We start from the raw sequence: 26,566 nt of genomic DNA, 5'->3' as shown, positions 1-26,566 counted from the left end.
ATTTCACGAACGGCTCCTGGTCGGGTAGACTGCGAACATTCTATTTGTCCCCTCCGAGGAGTTCGATGAAGAGCAAGATGGTGTTGATGTTGTTTTTATTGGCGGTGGTTGGACGCAGTGTTCAGGCGCAGGCTCCTGCGACGAGTCAGGAAGAGTACATCAAGACGCACTATGCGAAGTTTGAATATCGCATTCCGATGAGGGATGGGACGAAGCTGTTTGTTGCGGTGTATACGCCTCAGGCGGGAGCGTTTAAGGATGCGGGGCCGTATCCGTTTTTGATGACACGGACGCCTTATAGCTGCGGGCCGTATGGTGAGGACAAGATGCCGTCACGGCTTGGTCCGAGCATGGAGCTGCTGGAGAGTGGCTACATCTTTGTGTGTGGAGATGCGCGCGGGCGATTTGAGAGCGAGGGTGTCTTTCAGGAGATGAATCCGCATATCGATGATAAGAAGTCGAACAAGGATGTGGATGAGTCGACGGATATGTACGACACGGTGGAGTTTCTACTGAAGCATGTGGAGAATAACAACGGTAAGGTGGGGATTACCGGGATTAGTTATCCGGGGTTTTATACGTCGGCGAGCATTATCGATTCGCATCCGGCGATTAAGGCTGCTAGTCCGCAGGCTCCGATGACGAATCTGTTTTTCAATGATGATGCTTATCACGGCGGTGCATTTATGCTGTCGGCGAACTATGGATTTTATATATTCTTCAAGCCGCAGAAGAATCCGACGCTACCGGAGAAGCGAGAGTCGTATGAACTTGGTGTCCCTGACAGTTACAAATTTTATTTGAAGGCCGGGCCGACGGAGAATCTGGATAAGGGATTCGATGGGTCGAACTTTTTGTTTCATGATCAGTTGGTGCATACGACCTACGATGAGTATTGGAAGAAGCGTGATCTTTCGCCGCATATGAAGAACATCCATGCCGCGGTGATGACGGTTGGTGGATGGTTTGACGCGGAGGATCTTTCGGGGCCGTTCAAGACGTTTCATGCGATCGACGAGTTCAATCCCGGCGCTGTGAATACGCTGGTGGTGGGGCCGTGGACGCATGGCGGGTGGTCAAGGAATGATGGTGATCATCTTGGGGATGTGACTTTTAATACGAAGACTTCGCTGTTCTACCGGACGCAGATCGAGTTTCCATTTTTTGAGCACTATCTGAAGGGGCATGACGGCGGCGCGCTGCCGAAGGCTTATGTGTTTGAGACGGGTTCCAATGTTTGGAAAAAGTATGATGCGTGGCCACCGAAGTCGGCAGCTGTGAAGACGCTCTATTTTCGTGAAGGGGGCAAGCTGAGCTTTGATGCTCCGACGGAGAAGACGGGAGTGGATGAGTATGTGAGTGATCCGGCGCATCCAGTGCCGTTTGTGAATTACACGACCGATACAGTGCCGCAGCGGTATATGGATGATGACCAGCGATTTGCTTCGCAACGGCCGGATGTTTTGACGTATGAGACGGAGCCGCTGACGGAAGATGTGACGATTGCTGGTCCGGTGCGGCCGAAGTTGAAGGTGGCTTCGAGCGGGACCGATGCGGACTTTGTGGTGAAGCTGATTGATGTTTATCCGAACGACTATCCGGATGCGTCAAGCGATGCTGTTGGGAAGCGGGTGGTGAGTGCGCCGCCGGTCTTGATGGGTGGGTACGAGCAGTTAGTGCGGGGCGAGCCGATGCGGGCGAAGTTCCGCGATAGCTGGGAGAAGCCGACACCGTTGACGCCAGGGAAGATGATTGAGATGAATGCAGAGATGCCGGATATCAACCATACGTTTCGTGCCGGGCATCGGATTATGGTGCAGGTGCAGAGCTCGTGGTTTCCACTGGTGGATCGGAATCCGCAGACGTTTGTCGATATACCGAATGCGAAGCCGGAGCAGTTTGTGAAGGCGACGGAGAGTGTGTATCGGAGTGCCGGTGCGGCGAGCGGCGTTGAAGTGCTGGTGGTGCCGCAGCACTGATCGTTGATTTAGAAAGTGTGCGGGCGATCGTGAGTTGGTTTCACGGTCGCCCATTTTGTTTACTGACGGAAGGCTGGTCCGCCGAAGGGAGTGCCTGTGGCTCCGCCGTCGACGAAGGACTCGATGGCGTTGACGTAGGAGGAGTCGTCGGAGGCGAGGAAGAGAACTGCTTTCGCGAGCTCTTCGGGCTCACCTAGACGGCCGAGAGGAATGGTGGCGGCGATGAGCTTCGCGAGTTCTCCGGTTTCCTCCGGAGAGCGCCCGGTGCGGCCCCAGATGGGAGTCTTGATGGGACCTGGGGAGACGACGTTCACGCGAATGCCACGTGGTGCAAGGTCGGCAGCCAGTGAGCGAGAGAGACCGCGAAGGCCGGCTTTGCTTGCGGCGTAGGCGGCGTAGCCTGACTGGCCGAGGGTGCCGATGACGGAGCCATTGAAGATGATGGATGAGCCATCTTTGAGGATGGGTAGTGCGGATTCGACGGTGAGAAAGGCTCCGGTGAGGTTGATGCGGATGATGTCTTCGAAGGTGGCTTCATCGGTGCTGCCTGCTTTGGTTTGTCCGGCAACTCCTGCGTTTGCGAAGACGATGTCGAGGTGTCCGAAGTCTTTTGTGATCGCTGCGAAGAGGACTTTGCGTGCGGCTGAGTCGGTGACATCGGCGCGGTAGGCTTTGGCTTTGGGGCCGAGAAGCTGGACGGCTTCGTCAAGAGTCTTCTGGTCGCGGCCGGTAATGGCTACCTCTGCGCCTTCTTCGATGAAGAGCTTGGCGGTGGCGAGACCGATGCCGCTGTTGCCGCCGGTGATGAGAACTTTCTTTCCTTTGAGTTTCATGAGTTTGCTCCTTTTGGTGCCTGTGCCTTTGATTTCGGACTGCCTGGGTTGGTGGCAATCGGAGTTTTATTTTCTATGCATGATTATCATCATGCTTACATTTTGTTTAAGCATGATGTGTATCATGATTAATGTCAAGTCGGAGGTAACTATGAGATATCCCGCAGCGGAGACGGCGGAAAAACATACACGGATCTTGAATGAGGCGGCGCGGTTGTTTCGCGAGCGCGGGTTTTCTGGCGTGAGTGTTAGCGAGATTATGAAGGCGACGGGTTTGACGCACGGGCCTTTTTATAATCACTTCGATTCGAAGGAAGCGCTGATGGCTGATAGTGTGCTGCACGGGATGCAGAAGACGCTGGATGGGCTTGAGGCGACGGAGGCAACAGCTAAGGGTAAGGCGGAGTATCTTCGGCGTTATTTGAGTATGGCTCACCGCGATGCGGGTGGCGGGGAGTGCACGATGGCTGCGCTTGGGTCCGAGATTCGCCGCGAGCCGGTGGTAAAGGCGCCGTTCACGGTGAAGCTGAAGGCTATTGTGGAGACGATGGCGGCACGGTTTCCATGGAGTTCGAAGAGGGCGGCGCGGGGTGATTCGATTCGGGCGACGGCGTCGATGGTGGGGGCTCTGATCCTGGCGCGTTCGGTGGAGGATGACCGATTTGCGGAAGAGATTTTGAGAGAGGTGCGGAAGGGCCTGATGTGACCGCTTCCGCTTGAGGAGCTTTGATGAGTTCAGGCTTTGGCGAAGGGATGTTCGAGGGACGGGCTTTGCGGGGTGAACATCTCGCCGCCGGTTTCAGTGACGTGCCAGTCGTCTTCGAGGCGGACGCCGAACTCGCCTGCGATGTAGATGCCGGGTTCGTCGGAGAAGCACATGCCGGCGGCGAGTGGGGTGGTGTTGCCGCGGACAAGGTAGGGCCATTCGTGGCCGTCCATGCCGATGCCGTGACCGACGCGGTGGGTGAAGTATTTGTAGTCGGGGCCGTAGCCTGCGGCGGTGACGACGGAGCGGGCGGCAGCGTCGATGGCCTGGCATTGGACGCCGGGGCGAGCGGCTGCGAGGGCTGCGGCTTGGGCCCGATGGACGATATCGAAGACCTTGCGCTGCTTGTCTAACTTGGCTGAGGTAGCGTCGCCGAGAACGAAAGTGCGGGACATGTCCGATTGATAGCCTTCGACGAGGCAGCCGTCGTCGATGAGGATGATCTCTCCTTCGCGGATGACTTGCGGTTGCAGGGAGCCGTGAGGGAGTGCGGAGTATTCGCCGACCTGACAACTCGCGTCGCCGGTGACGCCGCAACGGGTGTAGGCGGTGTCGACGAGTTGTGAGAATTCGCGGTTGGTCATGCCGGGTTGTGCGGATTCGTAGCAGGCTTTGTACACCGAGAGGGTGATGTTGTTGGCGAGTTGCATGAGGGCTAGTTCGGCGGGGGTTTTGATGCTGCGGCAGGCGAAGGTGACGGGTGTTGCGCTGGTGGTGGTGAGGGCTGGGCTGGCGTGGGCTATGGCGTCGGCGAAGACGAACTGGGTGCGCTCTTCGATGCCTATTTTTCCTGTGACCAGGCCGGTTTCTTTGAGGGCTTTCGCGAGGAGTTGGTAGGGGTCCTCGTCTTCGTTCCAGGTGTAGACGCGGGTGGTGGAGGCGGCGGGGAGGGTTGCGGGTTTGGCTTCCATGCGCTCGCGGACGCGACCTTCTTCGAAGACGGGGCAGACGATGAAAGGGGCGCCGGTGGCGGGGAGGGTCCAGGCGAAGAAGCGCTCGGACTGGCCCCAGCGGAGGCCGGTGAAGTAGGTGAGCGAGGTGCCGGTGGTGATGACGATGGCGTCGATTTTGTTTTGGTGCATGAGGGCGCGGGCGCGTTCGAGACGCTGCTCGCGTTCGGCGAGGGTGATGGGGACTGCTTCGGCGCGGCGGTTGGTGAGGGCGGCGATGGAGGGCGGGAGTTTTTCGGGGCGTTCGGATTGTGCGGTGAGTGTGAGGACTGGTGTGGCTGCGGTGGCGGCAGTGGCTAGGAGAAAGCGGCGGCGTGTCGGCATGAGTGGGAATAGTGTACGGGGAGAATCAGTTTGCCGGTGAAAGCGATCTAATGAGTGTGAACTAAGATTGATGTGAGGAATTCGAACGATGGCGATGATTACGACGGTGCAGCAGCATATTTTGCAGCAGCAGCAGGAGATGCTGAAGTCTACGGGGCGCGAGGCTACGGGGACGTTCAGCTGGCTGCTGAGTGGGATTACGCTGGCCGCGAAGATGGTGGAGGCGAAGATTCGCTCTGCGGGATTGGGTGATGTGCTGGGAGCGTTTGGCGCGGAGAATGTGCAGGGGGAACAGCAGCAAAAGCTGGATGTGTATGCGAATCAGGCTCTGCTGCATTGCCTGGGGTTGCGCGATAGCGTTGCTGCATTGGTGAGTGAAGAGGATGAGCAGCCGGTGACGTTCAATCGGGATGCGGAGACGGGGAAGTACATCATTGTCTTCGATCCGCTGGATGGGTCGAGCAACATCGATGTGAATGTGAATGTGGGGACGATCTTCAGCGTGTTGCGAAGGATGCCGGCAGAGTTGGGGACGCTGGAAGAGTCAATTCTTCAGCCCGGTTTCAGGCAGGTAGCGGCGGGGTATGTGGTGTATGGGCCTTCAACGGTGCTGGTTTATACGACGGGGAATGGGGTGCATGGGTTCACTCTTGATCCAACGATCGGTGCATTTGTGCTGAGCAATGAAATGATGATGATGCCGGAGCAGGGGAGCTACTACTCGGTGAACGAGGCGAATGCGGCGGGATGGCCGGAGGAGTATCGCGGGTATGTGGAGATGCTGCGGACGGGTGGGCTGAAGAAGGAGTACAGCTCGAGGTATATCGGGAGTTTGGTGGCGGACTTTCACCGGACGCTGTTGAAGGGTGGGGTGTTTTTGTATCCGCCGACGTTGAAGCAGCCGAAGGGGAAGCTGAGGCTGCTGTATGAGGCGAATCCGCTGGCGTTTATTGCGGAGCAGGCGGGTGGGATGGCGACGAGCGGCGCGGGGAGGATTTTGGATATCAAGCCGGAGGGAATTCATCAGCGGACGCCGTTTTGTGTGGGGAGCAAGCGTGAGATGGAGGCGCTGGTGGCGGCGGTGAATCCTGCGGCGGCTTCCGTGGTGGCGAAGTGAGTGAGTTTGCTGCTGAGGTGATTGATATTCGTGAGGAGTCGCGCGTGGCCGGGAGGCAGCGTTGGCAGATGGCGTTGGATCGGACGGAGTTTATGGCTGGGGATGTAGGGGTGCTGGAGGCTGTGGCTCGGAGTGGGGCGCGGTTGGTGGTGCCGGTGCTTGGCGTGGTGTTGGATGCGGGTGAGGTGTGGCATCTGGTGGAGAAGCCGCTGGCTGCGGGGACGGCTGTGACGGGGCGGGTGGGTGTGTCGGTGGAGTGATGCTGTCCTATCGTTAGGGAGCATCGTTGGTTGAGGGGATAGGAGACAGAGGGCTTCAAAACTGCCCCCTGGTAGACTCGTTCCATAAGATTCCGAATACCCATTCAGCTCACCCCATGCTTATCTCGTTCGAAGGGCCTATTGCCGCTGGCAAAACCACTCTTGCCCACCTATATTCCGCTCATGCGACCGGGCGTCTGGTTCTAGAAGAGTTCACAACTAATCAGTTTTTAGAGGACTTCTACGCGGATAACGACCGTTGGTCTCTTCAAATGCAGCTCTGGTTTCTCTTGGATCGACACACTCAATTAAGGGCACTTGCGAACGAAGAGAATGATTTGCTGGTCGCGGACTACGCATTCATTAAGAATGAGATTTTCGCACAAATGCTCTTAACAGGGCGGGACCAACTCTTATTTGGAAGAGTAGTGCAGGCGCTGGGGTCTGATATTTTGTCCCCCGAACTTTACATATATCTGGACGCCAGCAACGACGTCTTATTGAACCGGATCGCAGGGCGCGGTCGTGCTTATGAATCGCACATTAACGGGGACTATCTGAACAGGCTGCGAAAAGCATACGACTCTAACTTAGACACCCGTTCAGGCAGAGAAGTCATCCACTTTGATACGTCGACACTCGATTTAAATTCTAAGGAACAACTAAATGCCATGTTCGAATTCATCGACAAATGGAGACTCGAGCAATCAGAACATCTGTCGGAACTTACGGTTTAACACCAAATGCTCTGAGCTGAAGCTCCTCCAGGAAGAGGATCAAGCCCTCACCTGGCTTTCCCGAGTCCTCTGTGATTGGCGTAATACCCCGCTCAGTTAGTATCGTTTCTTGGACTTCGTTCGGACGGCTGAGAAAGATGTACGACTTCGGTCTGGCTTTCGAGTATTCCGAGTCTGCCCACAGTCGGTGAAGTTTATACTGAAGGTATCGTATGTTGGGGTCTCTCAGGCTGTAGCCAATAAACAGCACCGATTTTCCAATGATGTCGGCCCTCAATTTAAGATCTAGCGGCGACTCGAACGATAGCCGTTCAAAGTAACTGGCTTCCGTAAGAACAAGTGACGAATCATCCTCAAGATCACCGTGGAACTTTACGATCTCGATTTTTCCTGAAGCGCTTTTTGTGAAATCACCAACATTGGCAATCTTGACGAATTCGACTTTTCGCCGCTTGAAGGCGATCTCAAGCCATTGATCATAGTTGGTGGTGTAAATCGTGGGAATTTTTAAGTTAACAAGAGCTTGGTGAGCGCGGGAACTGTCAACCTTCCCTTCATCCTTGTGCCAATTGCGATCCATCCAGCTTCTTAAAGAACCAAGTGTTGTCTTTTTTATTTTGAAGTACTCGGCGAGTTGTAATGCATCTCCGAGCCCTTCGAATATTCGTTTATCGTAGCCAAGTTCCGTTGCCATGTGGTCGATCAAGTCAGACCATGAAGGCAATCCCAGATTCATCGAAAGACCGGCGCCGACAAATAATATGACCTGCTGGTTTCGAATCTCGCTGACCAATGTATCCGGTATCATTTCAATGCTCCTCTAATGTGAGCGGCCAGCTTATCCAGTGCAACTCGTCGCATCGAAATTACATTCTTCTTGGAGGTTCCCATTTCGGCAAACGTTTCGGAATATCCCTAGGGCTCAAAGACACAATCCCATTGGAATTCCTTTGAGCCACGTGGTTCGGTTGTGATGATTCCTGCAATATCGCCGTTAAGTCGTAAATTTGCTGACCGTCGCAATAGGCAATAGTTGTTCTTGCAATTGCTCGCTTGACCGGCGCGAGCTTTCCGAATAATTCGGAAAATCGGTCAGCCTGCAGCGTATCCCAGAAAATCTGAGTCAACCCACCGGGAAGGCCATTCAAGTGTTCCAGGTAGAGTCCCGTATGCTCAACAAACAGTGGCCTTCCGATTTTGCCGAAAGCTTTGAGTAGTTTGTCGTGGACCAATCTTGGCGTATCTTCTGTTTGCAGTTCTTCGATCTTTATTTGAGTTCCCTCAACAGCGATTCCAATTGGTTCTAAAATGTCTCTTGCCTCTGCAAGCTTGTGCGGGTTATTGGACACAAATCGTATTTGATTTCGCAACAAAAACTCCTCCCTCTCCGGCCGCCCGGTTCTATTGGGCCGCCTCGATGGCAGCGCTGAATGGTAGTCCCTTCATGAAGGACTCCATATATTCCCAGTCTGGCTTGCCACTAGCATCCACAGGCAGGCGCACCGTGGTTGCATTCATTCGAGCAAGGGTCCACTTATATCCGTAGGTGAATCGAGATCGACCATGTTTGATGACCGAAGCAATGAACAGCTGTACCCAACGAGACATCTGGCACTTAGGAACAAGCACGTTCACGTCGTCGCAAGCGAAGTAGTCTTGGTCTTGGAAGAATGCATTCCCAACGCTGTTCCCGTTGTAGACAACTGTCAGAGTGCCTGAAGGGAAGATCGGGGCCACATCGGCAAGATCTGTGATTCCGTTGTTTTTCTCGCTGGCACCGATGAATCTTGTTGTGCCAGGGGACCTGTCGGCCTTAGTTACTCGCCTTCCCTTTTTCACCTCGAACAGATCTTGAAGCTGAAAATCACGCCATCCCGCCCCGGTCGGATTTAAGAAGGCGACAGGCGCACCAGCGGGTTTTGCGATGCCATCGTGGGTCGGGAGACAAGTCGAGTGGACCCACTCTGGTACTTCCGTTGGGACCAGCAGAGAGCCCAGAGTACGATTAGCCTGACGTCCGTAGGAGAAGCGATAGCGATTCTCCCAGATGCATCGTGCCCACCACAATTTTTCAGAGACGCTCATGGACGAGTCTTTCGCCGTCAGGATCATGACATCGCGCCCACAGACGAAGGGTTCGGGCTGGACGAAGGTAGAGAGCACCCCATTGCCCCCCAAGGCGACTGACATCTCACCAGAGGCAGCTGGCTCAATGTCGACCGTCACTCGTGCGGTAACACCGTTATTCCTCATCGCACGGGAGACTAAATTCACGCCCTCAGGTGATTCCACCTGTACCAGGGCGTTGAGCTCGAGCGAATGCCCGTAACGAACTTCGAAGATCCGGTCAAGGCGTTGAGTCATTCTTCGACCTCGTCGATCCTCTGAACCCCACGGAGCAAGAAAAGGGCATGGTCGAGAAGGTTCTTCTCCAAGTCCTTCTGCGTGAGTGTCGAGTAGTCGGTCTCCATGTATGCCTCGGCGACCCACTCGTCGTCCGGCCCAACCTTAGCCAGGACGGATTCTCCAGCATGGACTTCGCGGTTACGCCAGGATTCAATCCACCGATCACGAATAGCTGGCCAGACGCAGTCGCGATCCACCCGCCCGAGATTCTTTACCTTGACGAAGCCATCATCGCGCCAGTAGCCGAACCACGACTTCTTGTTTGATGTCTCGTGTGGAATGCCTGCTGTAAACACCATGATGCAGGTAACCACGCCTACCGGATAGAAAACCTCCGGCGGCATGGACATGACAGCCTCCAGAGTGTGATTCTCCATGATGTTGCGCTTTTCGACCGAGGAGGCGGTGGCGCACGACGCCGGAACGATGGCGACGCCAGTGCCCCCTTTCTGGAGGGTGCCTAGCATGTGCTCCACAAAACGGAGTTCGGACAAATCCTCCTTAGATTTCGCGTATGGCGGATTAATCAGGCCTATGTTTGGCTTGTGCGCTTTGATGGCTTTGGTGATCGCTGTGTCAAAACACGAACCCTGGTGGAGATTAGCTTTGCCATCGCCTCGGAGGATCATGTTCGATACAGCCAAAGCGTACATGCTCGAACGTTGTTCTACGCCCACAAGGCCCTGTTTCTTGATGGCGTCGATCTCGGCCTGGGTCGTCGCCGTCTTTGCCATCTGCATCATGGCGGAGATGAGAAAACCGCCTGTCCCTGCACACGTGTCGGCAACAATATCGTCCTTAGTAACGTTGGCTATAAGGGCGAACAACTCGGTTACGTGCTTAGGCGTAAGGACAATGCCAAGCCCCTTGCCATCGCCACCGGTGTACTTCAGAAACTCGCCGTAAAATTGTCCAACCACATCGAAGTCATGGTAGATGGTGAGGAACGGGAGAACTCTCTCGGCAAGTTGCCTCACAATCTCGCTAAGCAATCCCTTGGGATAACCCTTTGTTGGCTTGCGTAGCTCTGGCTGCACCTCGATGTTGGTGAAGGGCTGAGTCATGTTGTCGACCTTTGCGACAGGGATTTTAGCCTTGGTGATTTCCTTCTTGATAGTTTGCATCCAGAAGGAGGGAGTTCGTCAGCCGGGTACTTGTCGTAGCTCTCCTGGAAAACGGGATCTCCTAGCGCAATAAGCGTTCCCGCGACAGCTAGAGGCTTTTCCTGCTCGCTCATTTCAGCCTCGTCCCGCATGAATTCATGCATCTCCATGGAGAACTGGATCAAGTCCCTCGTCCGCTGGGTTTGCACCGCCGGATCGAATGACGCAGCCGCGATAAGATCGGAAAGCGGCACTATCCGGCTGATCGTTGCGCCTGTCGGAGAACGCAAATCGCGTGGCTCAGATTCACCCTTCGGAACGAGCATCAATGACCAACGGCTGGACTTCTTATTTCCGCTGACTGCAATGGCAATCGTCGTGTAATTGGGCGAAAGGTACCGTGCGTAGTGGAGTACCCCATCTACTGCGTACTCAATAGGTTTGTCCCGATGAGTGGACTCATGACACTTCACTTCAGACTTGCACTCGATCACCACCACCATGTCAGGAGTGTCGGGGGATGTAATGATGAACTCCGGGCAGCCGCGACCACCCTTGCCGCCCTTACCGGCTTTCGCCAGAGCAGACCGAATTGCCTCAACAGTCGACTGCTGTTTTTCGACAATGACGGTATCCGGGTCATCATAGAAACCGTGCTTCCGCAGCAAATCATCAACCATGTCCTCAGTTACGCGCTCGTTCGCCATCTAATCCTTTCAGAGTTCCTTTGACATCATAAATAATCGATCCGGATGACCCCCTCTGCCCGCACTTATGACGGATTGAATCCACGACGGGCCATGGCCGTAAGGCGTTCCTGGTTTTTGGGGTGCGGCCTGTTGCGGCCTGCCCGAATATCCAGCAGTGCACGTCGCGAAAGTCCACTTTCACTAATCAATTGTGAAAGCCGCAACCGTTTCAACGCTGGTAGGATCTTCGTTTGCCATTCATCGCGGCTCTGGTCAACGTATTCCGTGTACACGCTTTCATCGGAATGAACGAGTCCCGCATCGACATCTTCCAGATGATTAGATTCTTTGCCAATGTATTTAATTTGATCGACCGTGACGTGCCGACGTTGGAGCAATCCGACTGTCTGCTTGCCACAGGGATTTCCCGTTGCATCTGCGCATTTCGATTCAGGGTGAAATTCATATTCACGAAGGACGTCCCCGTACGTCTTGACCAGAGACGTTCGCGCGCTTCCTGTGTGCCCGGAGGTCGTAATCCTATAACTGTTTCCCGTGTACTGATCAATCGGTTCCATCTGGAGCCACTGAGACGGCTTATTGTTGTACGACGCGATGAGGTGGAAGTGTTCAGGGTTCACTCCTTTGGGATGACCAAACGGCTTTACGTGGAAGGTTAATAAGAAATTGAAAGGTTTGACCTGTTCCGAGTAGGGTTTACCCTCGTTCAGTTTTGCCAATGGCCGGATGACAGCGGGGCTGCTTACAGTGACTCGGCCAACCGCAGGCAAATCTTCAAATCCGAAAGCCACCGCCGGTAAACCGAGTGCATTGCGCACCATATTGAGCCATACCTGTCCGACCCATTTCAGGTCCTCACTTTCGGGATCGGTTGGATTTAGTAGATGTCCAAGGCCATGCTCAGACCATCGATCCTCATCGTTGTTGACACCCTTTCTGAGCAGTTCAGGATCGCCATGTTTGTCTTTGAGGAACAGGGCATACCGCTTGGCGGAGATTGCATAGCAGTAAAGTTGCCGCTGCTTTCTGGTTTTCGGATCGAAATTGTCACCTTCGATTTTCAGAACCGATCCAGGTATAGCATTCCGGTCGTAAGGATTGAGAGCCTCAAACCGCTTAGCAATTTCCTCAACCTCTTTCCACGAGAGGGCTTTGATCGCGGGCTGGCCATCTTTTAGATACGATCCGCCTGGACACGGAATGAGTCCGCCGCGCTCTGTTGCCACGATTGCCATCGAGTCGGTATCTTCCATCGCATACGTTCCTCCTTTCTCGGACACGCAATGCTCCAGCAGGGACAGCATGAGTCGTGCAGCGCTTGTAATCAGAGCAGCAAGGGGCGGGAAACAATATTTGCCCGGAATCTCTGGATGTTTGACCTTGCAGGTAAACGGCTCTGGGTCAATTCCGTGACAAAGAACATTCACCCTCTCATCCGATTCCTGGCGGTTCATCTCTGCGTAAATGCCGTAGCTTGTGGAATTGGCGAGCACTTTGAGGGCTTTGTCCAGCCGACCCTTTTCAGACTTTGACATGTCTGTACCAAAATCCAATCTTTTGCGCTCCTCAATGACAACCTTGAAGAGGTCTTGGTTGCGAGGGTCAACCTTGATCGCCTTGCGGAGATTAATTGGTTTTAGTCCCTTAGATTTGCCTTTTGCCTTCAACCGGAAGGCATCGACGATCTTCGGAACGCGACCAGTTAGAATCACGGACGCAACGACATCAGGTAATGCAAACCAGAGCGCAGTCGAGTTCTCTGGGTCGCTGTGAATGTGATTTACGCCTACCTGCCAATCATTGCTTGCAGTGGCGTATTTGCTCCTGGAAGGCAGAATATCGCCATCGGGGATTATTTGGACAAACACCGCGAGATTTTTCCAGGTATCCGGATTAAATAAACGATCAGCCGAAACGCAGTTAAGGAAATCTGTTATTTCTTTTTCGCAGTGGTCGTCAATTGTGATTTCCTGAGCAGTCACGAATTCCCAAAGACCCATGTTAATGTTCACGGTTGGGTACATCGAGAGAAAATCCGTATATTCCACCGGAATTGGGAATTTCCTAATGTGCGCGCTGGTACGTCCACCAAAGAACGCGGATTGAGCAGCCCCGAGGTATTTCTTAGGAAAATCAAGCTGTCGCTCAAGAATTGGCCTAATTCCCATTGCTCGTAAATGAGATTTACCAATCGAAGCTGGTGAATATGCTTTTGTTGGCTGCAGATCGATCGGATGTTTATCAAATTCCGCGAGCAGTTTTTCTGCTAATTCTGCCGTGGCCAAAACGTCTCGCCGATTGTAGTCGATGTATTCGCTTGTAATTTCGCCATTGTGTTCGGCATGTTGTTTTCCGTGTTCAACTTCGAATGCTTCGCACGCAGACGCTAGAGAATATCCCCTGTCCGTTAAGGCAAATGCCAACGTTCGTAAATCCAGGAAATGCCCACGAAATTTATATCCATCCTCGGGCTCACCGGTTGGCGATCCATCAGGAATGAGATCCGAGGGATCACATCCGTTGCGAGCAGTGAATCCCTTGAGAGCTCGTTTTCCATCAATGTGTTTTATACCCACCCTTGGCCTAAACCGGTTTTCGAGTTCATTGCCGGACTCATCAATATAGGACCAGAGTCCCAGGGAGAAGCCTCCAGCGAACCGACCACGCGCTGCGGTGGCGTCGCGAGAGATCCGCGACAAGTCGAACGGAAGATTAAAGCCAACCAGAAGGCAGCGTCCTTTGTAGACCGCCTGATAAAACTTCGAAAGGAACTGCTGCAATGTGAGCAGCTTCAAATCCGTGTTGGTGGCTTCCGCTGGATGGTCCCGAGCGTAGCGTTCAAGAACTTTACGGTCCTGGTCTGGTAAATCGTTCGGGAAGAATAATCCTTCTTCCTGGCACTCTCCATCCAAAATGAAACGATAGCTTCCAAATGTTAGTCGCTGAGTGGCATCAATCCGAGTTTCCGTATCGAACACCAGCATGGCGTCGGGCCTTCTCCAAGTCTTGCCCCTCTGGGTGGTTGATAGAGAAACTTCGATTGCGGAAGTTTCTATCTCCGGGAATACACGCACTGCGATGGGGAGTGATGTGATTCGCGACATTAGTCTTTACCCTTTCCTTGCAAATTGAGCTACAGGTGTACCGGACCACCAGCGAGGCCCTAATCGTTCGATCAAAAGTGCGCTTAGCAACTCCAGCATCTCGGCGATCCAACTCAATAACGTCTTGATGAGGTAACAGATCGTGTCGATAAATCCTCGAATGCATCCGGCACCGGCTCGTAGCGGACAACCCTCGGGATTTTCGAGTGTCTCTTTCGGCCAGTCGTATTGAGCCGCGCTCAATACACTCCTGTGATCGTTTGCTGGAATTGGTACAGTGGCATCGCAGTTTGCTTTCCCAGCAGGGTGATGGTTATCCGTGATAGCGTGGCCCCTCTTGTTGCGCAGACATTCAGCACAAATGCCGCTCCGTCCTATGAGAGCTTCAATTTGTGTTTCGCCGCATCTGCAACGATTGTTTTTTCCGACACGGCGCGTAGCAGTCGACTTGCGTTGATAAGCTTTGATCGGGTTTGGTTGTGGCTGCATATTCTTCATGTGGTCCTCGCATACAGGGATTCAAACGACAAAACACCAGCAGATCCCAACCGATTCAAAGAGCTGAGATCAACCGACAACGGAATATCAACGCCATTTGCATCTCTGATGTGCTTGCCCTGAAACTTCTTGAGCTGCGACGAGTCGCCAGTCTGCAAATAGCGGTGGAGAGCGTTCCAATATTCGGCAAGTAGCGTCACTTGTTTGGAACCCTTCACTGCAATGTCGCGCGGTCCGTCTGGTGTTGGAATCATGACTAGTCGGAGCAGACTGTCGGATTTCTTGGCCGCGTATTTGCCATTCTTTTGTTTTTGCAACGCTGCTTTGCCCCACCTGGTTACGGTGCGTGGGCTAATGCCCGCGTCGCGCGACGCCTGGGTGAGTGAGACTTTTTCGCGGCGCATCTTCGAGACCACGCCGAGAACGCGGTCCCACGTATCTTTGAACTTCTCTGGCTTTGCTAGGTATTGGGCTTCCGTGCGAGGAGGACCGAGCTTCGCCTTGGATCGCTTTTTGCGGATAGCAAGCTTAGCCTTTGGCTTTTTTGATTCTTCTCGTGCGTTAGCCTTTCAGGATTCTTTCGCCTATGATTCTTCGTTTCCAATTCACTGTCCTCTCGATCTCAACACTGGCCAACGATCGCGAGTATGAATGGTTTACTCAATCACAACAATTGGATAGCGGGTGCTTTCTGTGTAGCAGAAGGGGTCGAACACATCTGCTTTCCTTGAGTCATAAGGGGTGCCACCGGTTGTGACGCAAAGGAGTAGCGGCCCAGAGCGGTTTGGTACCCTTACATGGCACTGGATCACTGGAGAATTCATTGACGGCAGAGAACCAAAGGAAGATTCTGGAGGCTACCTCACGATTGTTCAAGGCCGTATCAAGCGCTATGGACGGCGAGCCTTGCAGCTATGAAGAAGGAATTCGCTTCATCCGCGAGTATGGCAACAGAACGCTTTTCGATCTATTGTTGGTGATTATTAAAAGATTGCTGCCGGTGGTTGGTCAGGAACAAACTCTGACTCCCGAATCGATTCCTCATTTTCTCGATGCCATGGATACCCGGCAGAAGGCTGAGGATCTCCTGGCCAGCTTCCCAGATCCAAACCCAAGAAATCTCGAAAAAGTCCTCCGAGAAGTGGATTTATTTCTGCCTTCGGTTCGCCAAATTTTGGTTCCCTTTGCAAAACAATTGCCTCCCCCTCCGGGTGGCCCCCCTCGAAAAATTCCACTGGAGGAAGAGCCTAGAGTCCGCGAAGAAGTAGCGCGATATTTCAAAGATGGTTATTCTCTACCGAAAGCTAAGGAAAAGGTGGCACGCAACCGAGGTACGAGTGTGTCAACTATTCAGAGAATTCTTAAGAAGGGAACCTCGGAAAACGATTAAACTCAGAAGAGCGGGCTTGCTACCTGTTAGAGCAGGCGTCAAGCCCTGACCGACACAGGAGCATGAACTCCAATGGCAGCTACTCAGACCCTAGCGCAAGTGTCAGGCTTGCGCAAATCTGTTGAATTTAATCCACAACCGAACGATATCAAATCACTTTTGATGCGACCCCACAAGGGTGTCATAGTCCTCTATGGATACGGCACTAGCGTTCGTGTCGAACGCGGCCACCTAGTCGTCGAAGATGGAGTTGGCTCTGATCGTTACATCGGTCGCTTCCCACGAGTCGGACATGGGCTCGAGCGTCTGGTCGTGATTGGTGCAGATGGAGTAGTGTCACTCGCTGCCCTGCGTTGGCTCGCCGATCAAAACGCATCGTTCATCATGCTGGAGCGGAATGGTAGAGTTCTAGCGACAACCGGTCCGGTACGACCGTCGGACATTCGATTACGTCGAGCGCAGGCACTAGCCCATCACACCGGTGTGTCGTTCCGGATCAGCCGAGAGCTGATTGATCGTAAGCTCGCGGGGCAAGAGCGTGTGGCACGAGAATCATTACACGATGAACAGACCGCAAGACGCATCACCGAAATTCGGTCCGAATTGGCTGAAGTCGATTCCATCGAAGCTATCCGATTTACAGAAGCCCGTGCGGCCAAAGTTTATTGGAATGCATGGCGAACGCACTCTATAACTTTTCCAGAAAAGGAGCTGATCCGCGTCCCTGAGCATTGGCGCAACTTTGGCTCCCGCGTCTCTCCGTTGTCAGGGGGATCACCTCGACTCGCCACTAATCCTGTTAATGCAATTCTGAATTATCTTTATGCGTTGCTGGAGGCCGAGTGTCGTCTGGCTGTCGCTGCACTTGGTCTCGATCCAGGAATGGGTGTCCTGCATATGGATACAGCTAATCGAGATAGCTTGGCTTGCGACCTGATGGAACCCATCCGCCCGGATGTCGATGCGTATGTGCTCGATCGGATCATAAACCGACCCCTCAAGCGGAGCTGGTTCTTCGAGGAGCGTAACGGAAACTGCCGTCTGATGGCTGACTTGACGGAACAGCTCGCAGAAACGACGTCTGCATGGGCACGCCTCGTCGCTCCAGTCGCAGAATCGGTAATGCAGCAGATTGCTTCAACGACAAAAACCCGAAGAGCAATTTCCGCAACACGGTTGACTCAGAATCGCAAGCGTGAGGTTAGAGGCGGGAAGCCTCAAATTATTCTCAAGCCGTCACTGAGACTCCCGAACGTGTGTGTCAACTGCGACAATGAGATCGTAAGGGGAAGCAAGAAATGCAAATTGTGCGCCCTAGAAGTGACGACTCCTAAATTAATAAGAGCCGCATCTCAAGGCCGTATCGTATCCCACACGACAGAAGCCGAGTTCAAGCGTTCCCAGACGCAGCTTGCCAATCAAGCAAGTCAACGAGCATGGTCGGCTTCCGACCAACCTGCTTGGCTCACAGCTGAATATTACTCAGAAAAAATTCGGCCGCTTGTTTCTTCACTCTCAGGCCGAGCACTCGCTCGTCATCTGAAGGTTTCACATGGCTATGCGATTGAAATTCGAAATGGCCGCGTGCCGCATCCTCGGCACTGGCAAAGTCTGGCAAAGCTTACGGGGCTGTCGAAGTGAAAGGTTCGGACAGACCCGCCAATCTATTGGTATCGTCGGTAGACGCTAATGAGAATGACCGCAAGAGTGTCTCACGGTGCTGATTGCCAAGCTTTCAACTACTCGGCAATCGAGGCGAATGCAAAGTTGAATCGCACACCGAGGTTCACGGAGCGGTATATGGTATTTCAAGGAATGCATTCACATATGACGAGTTTTCACTCGCGCTAATGGTATGTATCCCGTTGCCATTCTCCGTATCTCCGTCGACTCCCAGCCATGTGTTCGAGTCCAGAACGAAGGCAATGATGTTCTCTCCGTAGAAAACAACATCCCCCTCCTGAGGTCTGGTGATGTGAGGGAACTTCTTATTGAGACAAGCACTATTGCATGCGCTTGGATTGATCGACATTCCAGCAGCTCTCAATACATAAGTGATGAATCCTGAAGAATCGAACCCATTAGGATTCTTCCCTCCCCAAACAAATGGGGCACCGGCATGTTGTAGGTTGCGTGCGATTTCTATGACCCGAGACCGCGAAAGACTATATTTCGGTTTTGTTGGAGCCGCTGAAGTCTTTGCCGCCGTAGCTAAGTTCGTCTGCTCCATTTCTTGTGGGGTTGAAGTTTTAGACTGTCCAGCGCTGACGGCGTCGCTGGGTGCTTTGAGAGGGGCTTGTTGATTCGAAAAAGGCGGTTGTTTGATTGGCTCAATTGGTGATGCAGCTTTGGGCTGTGCTCGGTGAAGTTGTGTTTGTTGTTCATCGTATTTCTCTTTAGTTCGGCGCGCTTGTTCAGACACGAAAAGCAAAACCATCAGGACAACACCAGCCACGGCGATGGCAAACAGCATCTTACTCAAGTTACGAGAAAAGAACGGTGCTTGTTCAGGTTTTAAAACAAGTGGCGGCGAGATCAAAGGGAGTTTCGCAGACCCTACTGAAGGCGACTCTTTAGACTGTCCCGAAATAGTTTCTTCTTTTGCTCTTTCAGCTGTAGAGGCAAGTTCATGCAACTCCCTCACGAAAGCATCCGGATCATCTAAGAGACTGTGTAGTCGATTCAAACGTTTCTTAGCGGTTTCACCACCATCTCTAAGCGCCTGTTCCGTGATCATCGACCAGACCCTTTGTGCTGTCGGCATGGGAACGTAATATTGTTTTCTGGCGTTCCAGATGGCTTCTTCAACCTGCATCGCCTTCGCACGCTGCGCCGGTTTGCCTGTTCGAGCTATCGCTAATTCTCCACCGCCAATCCGGAGTGCGAATCCGAGAGGCTCTTGCTCACCTTCATGCTTGACGGATCTCTGCACGTGGAGGAGAAGCTCGTGCATCGTAACTACACCGTCATCATCAAGGTCCGCGTGACCATCGGCGATGCCGCTGATGATGTGTTTCGTTAGAAGACTATTTTGATCCTGTTCTTTTTCTTCTGCCAATTGAACATCGGTTGATGCAGTCAAAACGTACATGCCTGAACCTGACAACTCCTTCGGCAGACCTGTTCGAACCTGATCCGATACCTCTCCTTTTGTAAACATCCTTTCCACGCTGCCGCTATAACAGCAGTCAAGAATCAGTACGATCCTTTCTGATTTCGAGGATCGCATCCTACGCACAATGAACTCCAAAGACACAGCAGTCACCGGAAGATCGCTTTTAAGACTATCCGATGCGGCAAGATGAAGTGTCCCGTCACCATCGGGAGAGCCGTGACCCGAATAATAGATAAGGACAAGATCGTCCGTGGAAGCCGTACTCGTCAGGATGCGAGAGATGGCCATCTGAATCTGCCGCTGTGTGGCGTTCACTAAAGGAGTTACTTCAAATGGACCATGAGATTCATCGCTGAGCAGCTTGTTCAAAGCCTCCACGTCAGCCGCAGAACAGCGAAGCGGTCTAAACCCAGAGTTCTCCTCAAAGACAGAATTGCCGATCAATAGGGCGAGGCATTTTCCCGCCATGCGCTATCCCTTCAAAAATCTTGTCAGTTGCGTCGCTGTGACAGCCAGATTATGGTCACTCATGTTTTCTGCGTGCAAGGAGAACTTAGCCCCATCGGCACGTTTAATGTCTACTTTGAGTGTTTGTCTTCTGAGAAAGTAGGCCTTGAACCCATTGAGAAGAACTGTTACAGCGCCGCCGCTTCCCAACAATTGCAAAATGAACTTTCCCACCGCGACAGGATCACCCTTGCTGCCCGTCTGTGGGGAATCCTCAAAACTCTCCGCCTCAAGACCTGGTCGGCGTCCCAAATCAGCAACCATTTCCCGTGTCAAACCGGTTAGCTTCGAATTATTTAGATCGGGGTCCTGTATCGAGACTGCGATTTTCATCCAGATGCCCTCGATCTTTCCGGAAGTATTGTCAAGAGTTGGCGAATGTTAGCACACCTCTCAAGCTTTAGCCAAAATAGCTCTTGCAGTGCAGTTGACAGAATATGCAGTCGACAGAACACTTTAGATTTCAACAAAGGCGACCGTCTCAGGGCCTTCCCGACTCTGAGGAATTATGTTTAGTAATCCTTTGCCGCGAACCCCATGATCGCCTAGGGCGGATTCCAAGAAGGCATTTCCTAACGCTAGCGGAGGGGGCAGTTTGGAAGCACTCTATCTCCTATCCCCATCGTTGGTTGAGTCGGGAGGGTGGTTGCTGGTACACTCGGAGATGTTGTTTCGGCTGCGTTGTGCCTGCGAAAGCGGTGTGCGATGCGGGTTTGGTGGGGGGCTGTAGCTCAGTTGGGAGAGCGCCTCGTTCGCAACGAGGAGGTCAGCGGTTCGATCCCGCTCAGCTCCACCATAGAAGACAACTTACGACACAAAGGGGAAATCCAGATACATTTGTCGTAAAGCCCTCGTTGAACGTTCCCTTCGCGAGTTGCCACTGCCCATTTATCAAATTTATCGGGGCGCCGGAAGCTTTTTACTTTGTCCGGGTGCGCTGTGAACCCTATTTTAGGGAGCACTATCTCTCTTTGCCTGTTCCCGATCAAAGCGGCCTGTGCTTACTATGATCCTAGCTTTCAGCTGATGAGCGGTGGTATTAGCAGGGATACCGTCTCTTCTGCGAGGAGAATCGATAGTGATGAACACGTCTAAATATCTAGCGACAAGCGTATTCGCTCTATTGCTGACCACGGTCTCTGGGGCGCAGACGAGCTATCCAAAGTTCGAGGTTCCCGTAGATTTTTCCTTCGTTAATGTTCACCCAGACCTGCCTGTCATCACTAGCTTCAATGTTTTTGGCGGGGGTGTTGCTGGCGTCTACAACTTCGCATCGTTCATTGGGATCAAAGCAGACTTCCAGTTTTACACTCAGGGCACAGGCGTGCGGAATAAGCTCGAACACGATGGTTTTCCCGCGGGTCAACTTAGCGCAAACTGGACCACCTATCTGTTCGGGCCGCAGTTTAAGAAGCACAGCGGCAAGTTTCAGCCATTCGGGGAGGCGCTGTTTGGGACAGCGCACAGTAACGAGTTTGTCCAGATACTGCAGGACGAAGGTCTCGTGAATAAAAGTAACGCGAATAGTGCCTTTGCGATGGAGTTCGGCGGCGGGCTGGATTACGCGATTATTCCCTATGTCGAACTTCGCCCGGTTGAGGTGGACTACCTGATGACTCGCTTTGGAGTCAACGGGACTTCATACAACGGGAGCCAGAACAACTTCAAGTATTCGGCTGGTATCAATTTTCAGTTTGGTGGGAAGTAGCAGCTTTTGCGATGATTTCTCAGACACGACTATTCGTTCCGATGTGCCGCTGAGATTACCTTTGCGTCTGATCATCGACTGCCATGGTCGCGTTTTTAGCGATAGTTGTTTCTACGCTCGATGGCGTGACTCTTGTTGCAGGAGGAGCAAGGTGACGATGAATGCGGGGATGAGGAAGATCAGTGAGCCGATGACCCACATGATGACTGCGCCGGCGCGTTGGTCGGAGAGTGGGTCGATGTGGAAGAGATTTGGCTGCTGCAGGTAGTAGCCGTAGACGGGGCGGTCGCAGAAGGCGAGGAATGCGGATAGGGCGGTGTTTACGATGTCCGCTCCGACGAGATACGGGAGCATCAGCCAGCCGGGGTAGCGAGCGTTGGTGGGCCAGGGGCGGATGAGCGGCCACCAGAAGAGGATCGACGAGACAAGGAAGCAGATGTGCTCGAACTCGTGCCAGTGTTCGTGCTCGAGTGCGAAGTCGTATGCGGCGGGGATGTGCCAGCCGAGGAAGATCAGGTTCATGGCGAGCCATGCGACTACGGGTGTGGTTAGGAAGTGGCCGAGGGTTCGGAGTGCTTTCATGCGAAGAAACGGCGCGAGGATTGTGACGGTGAAGGCGTGGGGGAGGCCGCGGAGAAGCGGAACTTGAGGATTGCCGAGAAGAAGAAGCGGCGGGACGAAGGACATGAGGAGGAGGTGCTCGATCATGTGGGCGCTGAGGAGGGCGTCGGCGAAGCCGTCCATCGGTGAAGCAATGGAGAGCCAGATGGTGGCGAGGCCGAGATTGAATGCTGCGAGGCGCCAGGTGGGGAAGAGCAATGGCCGGGTTTGACGGATGAGGAACCAGCCGCGCGTGTAGATGATCGCGCTGAGAAGCAGTGCGGTGGTGAGAAAGATGGGAGGCGACCACTCTGCAAAGATGGCCCGGTATTCAGGAGGCATTGGCGGTCGAGTTCTTCAACTTAATGATGGTTTCGGATTGGTTAAGGGAGCGATAGTAGGGCTAAGGCGAAGTATAGAGTTTTACTGCGTTCGAAAGGCCGAGGTTCGCCTGAGCTTGTTGCTGTTGATGTCGTTTTGACTTGGTGGACGAACAGCAGATTCCTCCGCTGCGCTGCGGAATGACAACCAAAAAAACAGACAACAACAGCGGAGATCATAACGAGAGTAAAGGGCTGCAGCAATGACTCTAATGACCGGTGGGTGGTGGTGGCGGTTGCTGTTCGCCGACTAAGCGGCGTGAGGCATCGATGGCTGGCTGGAGATCGTTGCCGCGCAGGGTGAGGAGAAAATGCACGAGCGCGGTGGTCTCGGAGGGGTTGAGCGCGTTGCCGTAGGCCGGCATGTTGCCGTCTCCCTGCAGGACCTGACGAATGATCTGATCTTCGGTCATGTGTGCGGCGATGGCGTCGAGCGCGGGGCCGCGCAGGCCGCCTTGTCCGCCGATCGAGTGGCAGTTGCGACATTGCTTGTTCTGGAGGACGATTGCGCCTTCGCGTTCGAGTGGGGTGCGGTTGTGCAGGTAGAACGTGGGGATAGGATCTCTGGTCCAGGCGTTCATGATGGGGCTCCACGGCGTGTAGGTGCCGAGGTGAGTAAAGACGCCGAGGGAGACCGCGATGACTGAAACGATGAGGACTGCGGCAGGGCGGCGAGAGACGTGTTTTTCGCCTTCACCTGAGAGCAGCGGCAGAAGAATGAGGGCGATGATGCCGATGACCGGCATGATGAAGAGGACTGGAGTTTCGAGTGATGGTGGGAGATAGGCGAGGACGGCATAGAGCCAGAGGAAGAAGTAGTCAGGCTTGGGCGCGGTCTCGATGATGGTGGGGTCGGGTTGGCCCGAGGGGCCGAATGGACCGAACCAGAGCGCGCAGGCGATGACGGCGAGCATGATGGCTGCTGCGAAGGCGGCGTCCTTCCAGGCTGCGTCGGGGACGAAGGGGATGCCGGTCTTCTTTTCTAGCTCGTGGTATTCGCGCTGGTAGGTTGATTTTTTGACGAGACGACCAGGCATGGGCCAGTCGTTGATGCCGAGACGAAGGACCATCCAGACGTGCATGCCGACGAGCGCGAGCAGTGTGCCGGGGATAACAAAGACGTGGAGGGCGAAGAAGCGTGAGAGCGTGTTGCCGGCGATGATGGGACCGCCGAGCATGAGGCCTACGAGTGGCCCGCCGATGAGGGGGACGCGGCTGAGGATGGAGGCTCCGATGCCGAGGCCCCAGTATGCGTCCTGATCAAAGCGAAGAACTTGGCCGGTGAAGGCCATGCCGAGGGTGAGGAGGAGGAGAAAGACGCCGATGATCCAGGTGAGTTCGCGGGGGAACTTGTAGGCGCCGAAGAGGAAGACCTGCACCATGTGGATGAGGACGATGGCGACCATGAAGTCGGAGCCCCAGCCGTGCATTGCGCGGAGGAACCAGCCGAGTCTGACGTTGTGGTCGAGGAACTGGAGGCTGTTCCAGGCGTTGGCTGCGGTGGGAGCGTAGACGAGCGCGAGCATGACGCCGGTCATGATCTGGAGAATGAGGACTACAGTGGCGGCGCTGCCGAAGACGTACCACCAACTGGCGGTGTTGGCGGGAACCTCGTGTTCGGCCGTTGCGATCAGGGGTGCGCCGAGTCCGAGGCGATTCTCAAACCAGTTGTAGAGATCGAGGCCGCGTTGTTTTAGGTCTGGCATGAGCTGCACCTCGGTTGGGGTTTGTCGATGGCGGCGAGACGGGCTGCGGGACTGCCTTCGATCTGGGTTAGAGGAGTGACGTTCTTTGCTTCGTTAGCGAGGGTTGGCATTCTGCCAGCGCTGATCATGAGGGTGCCGTTGGAGATTTTGTGTTGGTACTCGAAGAGGCCGCGCTCGGGTGGGCCAGAGGCGCGGGTGCCGTCGGCGTAGTAGGCGCCACCGTGGCAGGGGCAGAGGAAGAGCTTCGATTGAGCGAACCAGCGGACGGGGCAGCCGAGGTGCGCGCAGTTGATCGCGAAGACCTGGAAGGTTTCGCCGGAGACGCGGCGGACCCATGCGGGGATGTCGCCGGTCTGGCCGTCCCACTGGGTGGTGATGGGGTTGCGATAGCTGACGAGGCGAGTCTCGCCTTCGGGGAAGTCGGAGAGCGGGCCGAGGTTGATCCAGGAGTTGTCGGCACCGGTCTTTTTGAGTGCGGGGCCGAGGACGTAGCCGACGATTGGGATGGCAAGAACGACGCCGACCGCTGCGTTAACCATAAGAGCGAGCTTGAAGAGGAAGGTGCGGCGCGAGTGACCTGCGGCGATGCTCGGGTCTTTCACTGGCTCGGCAACGGGCTCGTTGATGGTGCGATCGGTTGGTGGGAGCTGCTCACTCGGTGTCATTGCTTCGTGCTCCTGGCTTCGTGCTCCTGCGGTGTTCGTCGTGTTCCATTCTTCTCATCTTCCGTGTTTAGTGAGAGCGATAAGGCTGGCCTGGCTCGGCGGTACGTTTGGAGGCCAGCCAGGTGATGATGTCGGTGACCTGCTGGTCGGTGAGTGGTTGCGCGGCGTCAGAGCGCCAGTCGGGCATACCCTCGTCGGGACGACCCGCGATGACGAGGCTCCGGAGGTTCTGATTGCTGATGAGAGCGAGATAGGCTGGGTTGACGATGGAACCGAGCTTGCCGGCACCTGTATTGGGATCGCCGGCGTTGCCCTCGCCGTTCGCTCCGTGGCATCGTGCGCAGGCTGTCGCGTAGGCTTGCTGACCGTTGTTAGCGTTGGCCGGTAGTGTAGCTGCGTAGGGTGGAGGGTTTGCGCCTGCGAGCGCGTCGGGCGTGCCCCATTGCTGGATGATGCCCTGGGCGATGATGGCGACCTGACGGTCGGTGAGCGAGCCACCGGAGCTCTTGGCAAAGGCAGGCATGAGGCCGCCGGGGACGCCCTTGGCGGCAGTCTGCTGGATGGTCTGCTCACCGGCTACGGCGATGTAGACGGGGTTGGCGAGCGAGATGGCTGCGCCGTTTTTTCCGTTGGCTCCGTGGCAGGCTGCGCAGTTCTCTTTGTAGAGAGTCGGAAAGTCGAGGACTTCGTCTGGGCGTATGACTTCGGGGCCTGGTCCGGGGCGGCCTGGAATGCGACTGCACCCAGTGACGGCGAGACAGGCAGCCGATAGCATGAGGGCGCCGAACACTGCGAGTCTGTGAGGGGCTGATCTCATTGGGGTTTGCTCATTGATCGTCTTTCTCGATGGGTAGATCGCTGTGGATTCCAGCGCGGACTGCGAAAGGAAGAGAACGGAACTGTGGTGTTCGCACTTTGACGTGCAGGTTGACGATAAATCCGCAGACGAGGCCAAAGGCTATCTGTGAGATGACGAACCAAAGCCAGTTGATGCGGGCGTTCAGGACAGGGCTGATGATGCCGAGAGCAGAATAGAGGATGCCGGTCCAGAGCAATGGAGCGACGAAGCCGGCGGTAAGGATGGGCTTTCTGGGGAACATGGGCAGCATGGCGCCATAGAGAAGGCCGATGAGGACCGAGGTGAAGGCGTGGATGCCGGTGGCTGCAAGAAGTCCCTCGAGATGAAATTGGCGGAGAAAGTCAGTGCTGGCAGAGGCCCAACTGACGAAGCCGCCTGCAGCGAGAAGATTTACGGCGTACCAGATACTGTGATATTTGAGCAGGCCGAAGAGAGCCGCGGGAAGGATCATCGCGATGCCGCCGCCGATGCCTCCCTTGAGGCCGGAGGTGATACTGAAGGTTTCGACCGGCAGAATCTGGCGGTGATCTGCACTGACGGGAAGCTGTTCGCGCGTGGTGCGGGTACTGGAGATCGTCATGACGCCGGTCTGAACCGGAACGGCGACGTGTACCTCGTGCGGGAAGATGTCGTAGAACCATCCGACGATGGATCGAAGGGTTAGGATCAATCCCAACAGGCTGATAACCCACTGGGTGACCATGCCGGTGATGAGGAGCGCGATACCAAGCGCAAGCACCATGGGCCACGGGGTGGGCGCTGGGAGGATGACGGTGTCGGACCGGTGTTCGTGGTCGTGACTGTGGGTGGTTTGGGTGAACTGACCTTCCTGCATCGTATCTCCTCCTT

26 protein-coding genes and 1 tRNA gene are annotated in these 26,566 nt (G+C 54.5%); 9 read left to right on the top strand and 18 right to left on the bottom strand.

Annotation, left to right across the window (positions count from 1 at the left end; translation table 11 throughout):
* Positions 1–65: 65 nt before the first annotated feature.
* Positions 66–1,979, top strand: coding sequence for a CocE/NonD family hydrolase (locus RBB82_RS04620; protein WP_433973949.1), 1,914 nt, complete (start codon positions 66–68; stop codon positions 1,977–1,979).
* Between the two features lie 59 nt (positions 1,980–2,038).
* Here RBB82_RS04620 and RBB82_RS04615 read toward each other — a convergent pair whose 3' ends face one another.
* Entirely contained in the window at positions 2,039–2,812 is a 774-nt protein-coding gene (locus RBB82_RS04615; RefSeq protein WP_433973948.1) for an SDR family oxidoreductase, read from the bottom strand.
* A 151-nt stretch (positions 2,813–2,963) separates the two neighbouring features.
* On the opposite strand from RBB82_RS04615, the gene RBB82_RS04610 reads away from it, so the two are divergent.
* Entirely contained in the window at positions 2,964–3,518 is a 555-nt protein-coding gene (locus RBB82_RS04610; RefSeq protein ID WP_433973947.1) for a TetR/AcrR family transcriptional regulator, read from the top strand.
* Positions 3,519–3,547: 29 nt separating this feature from the next.
* On the opposite strand, the gene RBB82_RS04605 is transcribed toward RBB82_RS04610, so the two are convergent.
* Complete coding sequence (locus RBB82_RS04605) at positions 3,548–4,852, bottom strand: M24 family metallopeptidase (RefSeq protein ID WP_433973946.1); 1,305 nt, start codon at positions 4,850–4,852, stop codon at positions 3,548–3,550.
* An 88-nt stretch (positions 4,853–4,940) separates the two neighbouring features.
* Between RBB82_RS04605 and fbp the strand changes: the two genes are divergently transcribed.
* From fbp to RBB82_RS04590, 3 genes are all read left to right on the top strand, one after another.
* Positions 4,941–5,969, top strand: coding sequence for a class 1 fructose-bisphosphatase (gene fbp / locus RBB82_RS04600; RefSeq protein ID WP_433973945.1), 1,029 nt, complete (start codon positions 4,941–4,943; stop codon positions 5,967–5,969).
* Positions 5,966–6,229: a hypothetical protein gene (locus RBB82_RS04595; RefSeq protein WP_433973944.1), complete on the top strand. Its 264-nt coding sequence runs from the start codon at positions 5,966–5,968 to the stop codon at positions 6,227–6,229. The genes fbp and RBB82_RS04595 overlap by 4 nt, the downstream gene beginning before the upstream one ends.
* 116 nt (positions 6,230–6,345) lie before the next feature.
* Positions 6,346–6,966: a deoxynucleoside kinase gene (locus RBB82_RS04590; RefSeq protein WP_433973943.1), complete on the top strand. Its 621-nt coding sequence runs from the start codon at positions 6,346–6,348 to the stop codon at positions 6,964–6,966.
* Here RBB82_RS04590 and RBB82_RS04585 read toward each other — a convergent pair.
* From RBB82_RS04585 to RBB82_RS04545, 9 genes are all read right to left on the bottom strand, one after another.
* Positions 6,956–7,774: an SIR2 family NAD-dependent protein deacylase gene (locus RBB82_RS04585; protein ID WP_433973942.1), complete on the bottom strand. Its 819-nt coding sequence runs from the start codon at positions 7,772–7,774 to the stop codon at positions 6,956–6,958. The genes RBB82_RS04590 and RBB82_RS04585 overlap by 11 nt on opposite strands.
* Positions 7,771–7,857: a hypothetical protein gene (locus tag RBB82_RS04580; protein ID WP_433975338.1), complete on the bottom strand. Its 87-nt coding sequence runs from the start codon at positions 7,855–7,857 to the stop codon at positions 7,771–7,773. Before RBB82_RS04580 ends, RBB82_RS04585 begins: the two co-directional genes overlap by 4 nt.
* Positions 7,833–8,336, bottom strand: coding sequence for a non-canonical purine NTP pyrophosphatase (locus RBB82_RS04575; RefSeq protein ID WP_433973941.1), 504 nt, complete (start codon positions 8,334–8,336; stop codon positions 7,833–7,835). Before RBB82_RS04575 ends, RBB82_RS04580 begins: the two co-directional genes overlap by 25 nt.
* A 31-nt stretch (positions 8,337–8,367) precedes the next feature.
* Positions 8,368–9,330 (bottom strand): restriction endonuclease subunit S, encoded by a 963-nt coding sequence (locus RBB82_RS04570; RefSeq protein ID WP_433973940.1) that lies wholly within the window; start codon positions 9,328–9,330, stop codon positions 8,368–8,370.
* Positions 9,327–10,496, bottom strand: a complete 1,170-nt coding sequence (locus RBB82_RS04565) for an HsdM family class I SAM-dependent methyltransferase (protein WP_433973939.1) — start codon at positions 10,494–10,496, stop codon at positions 9,327–9,329. The genes RBB82_RS04570 and RBB82_RS04565 overlap by 4 nt, the downstream gene beginning before the upstream one ends.
* Positions 10,433–11,182 carry a hypothetical protein gene (locus tag RBB82_RS04560; RefSeq protein ID WP_433973938.1) on the bottom strand — a complete coding sequence of 250 codons (750 nt, stop codon included), beginning with the start codon at positions 11,180–11,182 and terminating at the stop codon, positions 10,433–10,435. The genes RBB82_RS04565 and RBB82_RS04560 overlap by 64 nt, the downstream gene beginning before the upstream one ends.
* 65 nt (positions 11,183–11,247) lie before the next feature.
* On the bottom strand, positions 11,248–14,169 hold the full coding sequence (locus RBB82_RS04555) for a hypothetical protein (protein WP_433973937.1): 2,922 nt from the start codon (positions 14,167–14,169) through the stop codon (positions 11,248–11,250).
* A 126-nt stretch (positions 14,170–14,295) separates the two neighbouring features.
* Positions 14,296–14,787, bottom strand: a complete 492-nt coding sequence (locus RBB82_RS04550; RefSeq protein ID WP_433973936.1) for a hypothetical protein — start codon at positions 14,785–14,787, stop codon at positions 14,296–14,298.
* Entirely contained in the window at positions 14,784–15,191 is a 408-nt protein-coding gene (locus RBB82_RS04545) for a hypothetical protein (protein WP_433973935.1), read from the bottom strand. The genes RBB82_RS04550 and RBB82_RS04545 overlap by 4 nt, the downstream gene beginning before the upstream one ends.
* Positions 15,192–15,610: 419 nt before the next feature.
* Between RBB82_RS04545 and RBB82_RS04540 the strand changes: the two genes are divergently transcribed.
* Entirely contained in the window at positions 15,611–16,177 is a 567-nt protein-coding gene (locus RBB82_RS04540) for a hypothetical protein (protein WP_433973934.1), read from the top strand.
* Between the two features lie 72 nt (positions 16,178–16,249).
* On the top strand, positions 16,250–17,818 hold the full coding sequence (gene cas1 / locus RBB82_RS04535) for a CRISPR-associated endonuclease Cas1 (protein WP_433973933.1): 1,569 nt from the start codon (positions 16,250–16,252) through the stop codon (positions 17,816–17,818).
* Between the two features lie 145 nt (positions 17,819–17,963).
* Here the strand turns inward: cas1 and RBB82_RS04530 are convergent, their stop codons facing one another.
* Both RBB82_RS04530 and RBB82_RS04525 read right to left on the bottom strand, forming a co-directional pair.
* Complete coding sequence (locus RBB82_RS04530; RefSeq protein WP_433973932.1) at positions 17,964–19,760, bottom strand: caspase, EACC1-associated type; 1,797 nt, start codon at positions 19,758–19,760, stop codon at positions 17,964–17,966.
* A 3-nt stretch (positions 19,761–19,763) separates the two neighbouring features.
* Positions 19,764–20,132, bottom strand: coding sequence for an effector-associated constant component EACC1 (locus RBB82_RS04525; RefSeq protein WP_433973931.1), 369 nt, complete (start codon positions 20,130–20,132; stop codon positions 19,764–19,766).
* A gap of 387 nt (positions 20,133–20,519) precedes the next feature.
* On the opposite strand from RBB82_RS04525, the gene RBB82_RS04520 reads away from it, so the two are divergent.
* Together RBB82_RS04520 and RBB82_RS04515 are read left to right on the top strand one after the other, a co-directional pair.
* Positions 20,520–20,595: transfer RNA gene (locus RBB82_RS04520), tRNA-Ala, on the top strand.
* A gap of 285 nt (positions 20,596–20,880) precedes the next feature.
* Positions 20,881–21,507 carry a hypothetical protein gene (locus tag RBB82_RS04515; protein ID WP_433973930.1) on the top strand — a complete coding sequence of 209 codons (627 nt, stop codon included), beginning with the start codon at positions 20,881–20,883 and terminating at the stop codon, positions 21,505–21,507.
* Positions 21,508–21,618: 111 nt separating this feature from the next.
* Here RBB82_RS04515 and RBB82_RS04510 read toward each other — a convergent pair whose 3' ends face one another.
* From RBB82_RS04510 to RBB82_RS04490, 5 genes are all read right to left on the bottom strand, one after another.
* Positions 21,619–22,449 (bottom strand): cytochrome c oxidase assembly protein, encoded by an 831-nt coding sequence (locus tag RBB82_RS04510; RefSeq protein ID WP_433973929.1) that lies wholly within the window; start codon positions 22,447–22,449, stop codon positions 21,619–21,621.
* 247 nt (positions 22,450–22,696) lie between these two features.
* On the bottom strand, positions 22,697–24,193 hold the full coding sequence (locus RBB82_RS04505) for a cytochrome b N-terminal domain-containing protein (protein ID WP_433973928.1): 1,497 nt from the start codon (positions 24,191–24,193) through the stop codon (positions 22,697–22,699).
* Positions 24,181–24,858 carry a ubiquinol-cytochrome c reductase iron-sulfur subunit gene (locus RBB82_RS04500; RefSeq protein ID WP_433973927.1) on the bottom strand — a complete coding sequence of 226 codons (678 nt, stop codon included), beginning with the start codon at positions 24,856–24,858 and terminating at the stop codon, positions 24,181–24,183. The genes RBB82_RS04505 and RBB82_RS04500 overlap by 13 nt, the downstream gene beginning before the upstream one ends.
* A 67-nt stretch (positions 24,859–24,925) precedes the next feature.
* Positions 24,926–25,675: a c-type cytochrome gene (locus RBB82_RS04495; RefSeq protein WP_433973926.1), complete on the bottom strand. Its 750-nt coding sequence runs from the start codon at positions 25,673–25,675 to the stop codon at positions 24,926–24,928.
* Between the two features lie 10 nt (positions 25,676–25,685).
* Complete coding sequence (locus RBB82_RS04490; protein ID WP_433973925.1) at positions 25,686–26,552, bottom strand: hypothetical protein; 867 nt, start codon at positions 26,550–26,552, stop codon at positions 25,686–25,688.
* Between the last annotated feature and the right edge of the window lie 14 nt (positions 26,553–26,566).

The sequence above is a fragment of the Tunturiibacter lichenicola genome (genome assembly GCF_051013355.1).
GTDB classification, from domain to species: Bacteria; Acidobacteriota; Terriglobia; order Terriglobales; family Acidobacteriaceae; genus Edaphobacter; species Edaphobacter lichenicola_F.
This window is presented reverse-complemented; position numbering and strand designations above follow the sequence as displayed.

What these genes read in the sequence shown, in the direction of transcription:
- RBB82_RS04620 (WP_433973949.1), top strand. Translation starts at nt 66, where the DNA reads ATGAAGAGCAAGATGGTGTTGATGTTGTTTTTATTGGCGGTGGTTGGA.
- RBB82_RS04615 (WP_433973948.1), bottom strand. Translation starts at nt 2,812, where the DNA reads ATGAAACTCAAAGGAAAGAAAGTTCTCATCACCGGCGGCAACAGCGGC.
- RBB82_RS04610 (WP_433973947.1), top strand. Translation starts at nt 2,964, where the DNA reads ATGAGATATCCCGCAGCGGAGACGGCGGAAAAACATACACGGATCTTG.
- RBB82_RS04605 (WP_433973946.1), bottom strand. Translation starts at nt 4,852, where the DNA reads ATGCCGACACGCCGCCGCTTTCTCCTAGCCACTGCCGCCACCGCAGCC.
- fbp (WP_433973945.1), top strand. Translation starts at nt 4,941, where the DNA reads ATGGCGATGATTACGACGGTGCAGCAGCATATTTTGCAGCAGCAGCAG.
- RBB82_RS04590 (WP_433973943.1), top strand. Translation starts at nt 6,346, where the DNA reads ATGCTTATCTCGTTCGAAGGGCCTATTGCCGCTGGCAAAACCACTCTT.
- RBB82_RS04585 (WP_433973942.1), bottom strand. Translation starts at nt 7,774, where the DNA reads ATGATACCGGATACATTGGTCAGCGAGATTCGAAACCAGCAGGTCATA.
- RBB82_RS04580 (WP_433975338.1), bottom strand. Translation starts at nt 7,857, where the DNA reads ATGGGAACCTCCAAGAAGAATGTAATTTCGATGCGACGAGTTGCACTG.
- RBB82_RS04570 (WP_433973940.1), bottom strand. Translation starts at nt 9,330, where the DNA reads ATGACTCAACGCCTTGACCGGATCTTCGAAGTTCGTTACGGGCATTCG.
- RBB82_RS04565 (WP_433973939.1), bottom strand. Translation starts at nt 10,496, where the DNA reads ATGCAAACTATCAAGAAGGAAATCACCAAGGCTAAAATCCCTGTCGCA.
- RBB82_RS04560 (WP_433973938.1), bottom strand. Translation starts at nt 11,182, where the DNA reads ATGGCGAACGAGCGCGTAACTGAGGACATGGTTGATGATTTGCTGCGG.
- RBB82_RS04555 (WP_433973937.1), bottom strand. Translation starts at nt 14,169, where the DNA reads ATGCTGGTGTTCGATACGGAAACTCGGATTGATGCCACTCAGCGACTA.
- RBB82_RS04550 (WP_433973936.1), bottom strand. Translation starts at nt 14,787, where the DNA reads ATGAAGAATATGCAGCCACAACCAAACCCGATCAAAGCTTATCAACGC.
- RBB82_RS04545 (WP_433973935.1), bottom strand. Translation starts at nt 15,191, where the DNA reads ATGCGCCGCGAAAAAGTCTCACTCACCCAGGCGTCGCGCGACGCGGGC.
- cas1 (WP_433973933.1), top strand. Translation starts at nt 16,250, where the DNA reads ATGGCAGCTACTCAGACCCTAGCGCAAGTGTCAGGCTTGCGCAAATCT.
- RBB82_RS04530 (WP_433973932.1), bottom strand. Translation starts at nt 19,760, where the DNA reads ATGGCGGGAAAATGCCTCGCCCTATTGATCGGCAATTCTGTCTTTGAG.
- RBB82_RS04525 (WP_433973931.1), bottom strand. Translation starts at nt 20,132, where the DNA reads ATGAAAATCGCAGTCTCGATACAGGACCCCGATCTAAATAATTCGAAG.
- RBB82_RS04515 (WP_433973930.1), top strand. Translation starts at nt 20,881, where the DNA reads ATGAACACGTCTAAATATCTAGCGACAAGCGTATTCGCTCTATTGCTG.
- RBB82_RS04510 (WP_433973929.1), bottom strand. Translation starts at nt 22,449, where the DNA reads ATGCCTCCTGAATACCGGGCCATCTTTGCAGAGTGGTCGCCTCCCATC.
- RBB82_RS04505 (WP_433973928.1), bottom strand. Translation starts at nt 24,193, where the DNA reads ATGCCAGACCTAAAACAACGCGGCCTCGATCTCTACAACTGGTTTGAG.
- RBB82_RS04500 (WP_433973927.1), bottom strand. Translation starts at nt 24,858, where the DNA reads ATGACACCGAGTGAGCAGCTCCCACCAACCGATCGCACCATCAACGAG.
- RBB82_RS04495 (WP_433973926.1), bottom strand. Translation starts at nt 25,675, where the DNA reads ATGAGATCAGCCCCTCACAGACTCGCAGTGTTCGGCGCCCTCATGCTA.
- RBB82_RS04490 (WP_433973925.1), bottom strand. Translation starts at nt 26,552, where the DNA reads ATGCAGGAAGGTCAGTTCACCCAAACCACCCACAGTCACGACCACGAA.